Annotated in this window: 5 protein-coding genes; 3 read left to right on the top strand and 2 right to left on the bottom strand. The window is 41.4% G+C overall.

Annotated elements, in window-relative coordinates:
• Positions 1 to 24: 24 nt before the first annotated feature.
• A complete protein-coding gene (locus B0182_RS13680) occupies positions 25 to 516 on the bottom strand; it encodes a YbjQ family protein (protein ID WP_078275435.1) in 492 nt (163 codons plus the stop codon).
• Between the two features lie 5 nt (positions 517 to 521).
• A complete protein-coding gene (locus tag B0182_RS13685; RefSeq protein WP_078275436.1) occupies positions 522 to 896 on the bottom strand; it encodes a YbjQ family protein in 375 nt (124 codons plus the stop codon).
• 249 nt (positions 897 to 1,145) lie between these two features.
• On the opposite strand from B0182_RS13685, the gene B0182_RS13690 reads away from it, so the two are divergent.
• The 3 genes from B0182_RS13690 (at position 1,146) to B0182_RS13700 (ending at position 2,741) form a co-directional block, all read left to right on the top strand.
• Complete coding sequence (locus B0182_RS13690) at positions 1,146 to 1,406, top strand: type B 50S ribosomal protein L31 (RefSeq protein ID WP_029103198.1); 261 nt, start codon at positions 1,146 to 1,148, stop codon at positions 1,404 to 1,406.
• 437 nt (positions 1,407 to 1,843) lie between these two features.
• Positions 1,844 to 2,050, top strand: a complete 207-nt coding sequence (locus tag B0182_RS13695) for a hypothetical protein (RefSeq protein WP_078275437.1) — start codon at positions 1,844 to 1,846, stop codon at positions 2,048 to 2,050.
• Between the two features lie 406 nt (positions 2,051 to 2,456).
• Positions 2,457 to 2,741 (top strand): IS630 transposase-related protein, encoded by a 285-nt coding sequence (locus tag B0182_RS13700; RefSeq protein WP_078275438.1) that lies wholly within the window; start codon positions 2,457 to 2,459, stop codon positions 2,739 to 2,741.
• Positions 2,742 to 2,749: the final 8 nt, after the last annotated feature.

The raw sequence follows: 2,749 nt of genomic DNA on the forward strand, positions 1-2,749 counted from the left end.
TGATGATGTGGGGTGTTAGGTTTGTCAAAGATGGCTTGGCAATCTTGGCGGTACATTCGGATTGCCCACACTCATCACCGCCGTGCCATAGGCAAGCACTTCCACACCGCCACCGTCTATCGCCGATGTCTCAATGCGTACGCCATAGATTTGGTTATAGCCGTATTCATGCGCCTGCTGTTTCATGCGCACAATCGCTTCACGCCTGCCACGCTCCAAAAGACTCTCATACACTGTCAAATTTTTGCCAAACAAACTCAAAAAATCAGCAAACACAAGCTTAAATCTATCTTGGGCGATGGACACACTTCCCATCACAAGCGTGCCGTCCGCCTGCACCATTGGCACAAAAAAGCGTTCATTTGAGATGATGATATGCCCAAGCAAATGCTCGTCATCATCAAGGCTTGCCAAGTGCTTACGCTCATTCATCGTACCAAAATACCACCCCACAAAAAACAAAATAATGGCGATGACGATTTGCAGATTATCAAAAATCAGCTTGATAATGTTCATATCAATTACTCAAACGAAGTCGGATTAAACGCAGGGGGCTGTTGTGTGTTTTCAAACAGGGCATTTCGCACCGCTTTTACCGCTGTGCCATAAACAAAAATCTCAGACGCACCCACCGCCACATTGGACGTAGAAAAGCGCACGCCCACCACAGCATCCGCTCTCATTGCGTAGGCTTTGTCTATCATACGCTCCAACGCTTCTTGGCGGGCTTCTTCTAACAGCTCGGTATAGGCGACAAGCTCCCCGCCCACGATGTTTTTTAGCCCCGCCAAAAAATCCTTGCCAACGTGCTTGGTGCGGACAGTACTGCCATAGACCACGTCTAGGCGTTCGGTGATGGTGTAATTGGGTAGGTGCTCTAGGTTGGATAGTTGCATGGATTTTCCTTATTTAATTCAAAAGCAAAGTATAACAAAATCAAACCAATATGACAATTTTTCTTGAAAATTTGGCAAATTTAGGCTAAAATGACGTCTTTGTTTCCCATCTAACTCCCACTTAAGTTGGCTAATAAACGACGGTGTGGTGTATCATGTCAAAGTTGGTTGATGATGATATGGCCGCAATCGGCAAGCGTTGCTTGAAAATGCCTTTTTATTAGTGCTTAGGTTTATTGGATTTTTATCATGCGTAAAGACATTCATCCAGAATACCGTGAGGTATTGTTCCACGACACCAATGCGGACGTCTATTTTCTAACTCGCTCTACTGTGGCAACCAAGACCACTCGTGAGTACGAAGGTGCCCAGTATCCATACTTCCCACTTGATATTTCAAGTGCATCTCACCCATTCTATACTGGTGAACAACGTCAAGCGTCTAACGAAGGTCGTGTGGCAAGCTTTAACAAGCGTTTCGGTGCATTTGCCAACCGTGGCAAAAAATGATAGATTTTACAAATCCATCTATGTCGTTAAAATACCCCAAATCTCTGGTTTGGGGTATTTTCTAAATGAAAATCGCGTTAAAAAGATAGGCGTGTCCTAATTTTTTTTTAAATAGACCTTTGATATGAGCTGGAGCACACAGCACTAGCACAATATGCCTGTTACCAACCTTGCAAATAATCAGGGGTTGATGTGGTAAATGGCTTAAATCAAGAAAAAAATTTGCTATGAACAGCAAGAATGCCAAGAAAAAGCCATTGGTAATATTATGGGTATTTTTGATGATTTTCACAAAAGTGGCGATACATCCAGCACATTATCTACGCATTATGCCATCGACAACTATCAGGTTTCCATTAATGATGATGAAATATCGATGTCGTGATGGGAGCTGACACAGGCAAATTTTTACCTTTATTAAGGCATTAAGGCGATTCTTGAGCCAAGCCAAGCATTTTGGCGACAAGAAGCCCATCATCTTAACCCCTACCACGCCCATTCGTGAAGGTAGAAAAATCAATCTCGAAGACACCAAAGATTACTTTATTAAAGGTCTTTACAATGATGCTCATGGCAAGAAAATTGCGTCTGTGTCTATGAAATTGGCAATATTTCTGTCATTAATGATTTCATCAAATCTGTAAATTTGTCCGCTCTGGTCATGACACTCAGCTTGTTTGACAAAGGTGGTAATGTTTTCAATCGCCCGTTGGAGAGACATTCACGTGCCTGATTTGTTTTTTGCTCATCAAGATGTGCCAAAACCCTACCTAGAATGCCTCAAACGACTCAATCTGATTTTTGCCATGGATAAACCACACTGTTTTGAAGGCAGGGCATTAGACTTTTTTCCAAACCTGGATTTTTGTGGATTTTTAAAAAAATTTAACGCTAGTATTTATAAGAGTTTCTGCTTAGTCTACAAGCAGATCTATTTAAAAAATATTTCGAAGGTTTTGATAATTTTTTCTTGCGTTTTGAGAAGACTTTTCCGAAAAAAGACAGCTTACTACTGCCCAATGTGGCTTATATGCTAGACAGCTTATTTGCATGTTAGTAGAGTTTGGTCAAAAAGATGGTGGCCTGCACTCAAAATATAACCAACAAACCTTAAAACAACACCAATTATCCCCATATCTCCATCACCATTCACCAATCACTACTTATATGGCTTATTCACTAGAAATCAGACAAAAAGCCTTGGCTTATGATGACAAATGCAAGAACATTGACCTTGTTATAGAAGCTTTTGGTGTATCAAGACACACCGTGTTTCGTTGGAGACGACAACTTAAAGAAACAGGCAATTTGTCTTGTAAAAAACCAAAAACCTGATTGCTCCA

Source organism: Moraxella bovis, assembly GCF_002014975.1.
GTDB lineage: Bacteria > Pseudomonadota > Gammaproteobacteria > Pseudomonadales > Moraxellaceae > Moraxella > Moraxella bovis.

Coding starts and splice junctions, on each gene's coding strand:
- B0182_RS13680 (WP_078275435.1), bottom strand. CDS start 516: ATGAACATTATCAAGCTGATTTTTGATAATCTGCAAATCGTCATCGCC.
- B0182_RS13685 (WP_078275436.1), bottom strand. CDS start 896: ATGCAACTATCCAACCTAGAGCACCTACCCAATTACACCATCACCGAA.
- B0182_RS13690 (WP_029103198.1), top strand. CDS start 1,146: ATGCGTAAAGACATTCATCCAGAATACCGTGAGGTATTGTTCCACGAC.
- B0182_RS13700 (WP_078275438.1), top strand. CDS start 2,457: ATGTTAGTAGAGTTTGGTCAAAAAGATGGTGGCCTGCACTCAAAATAT.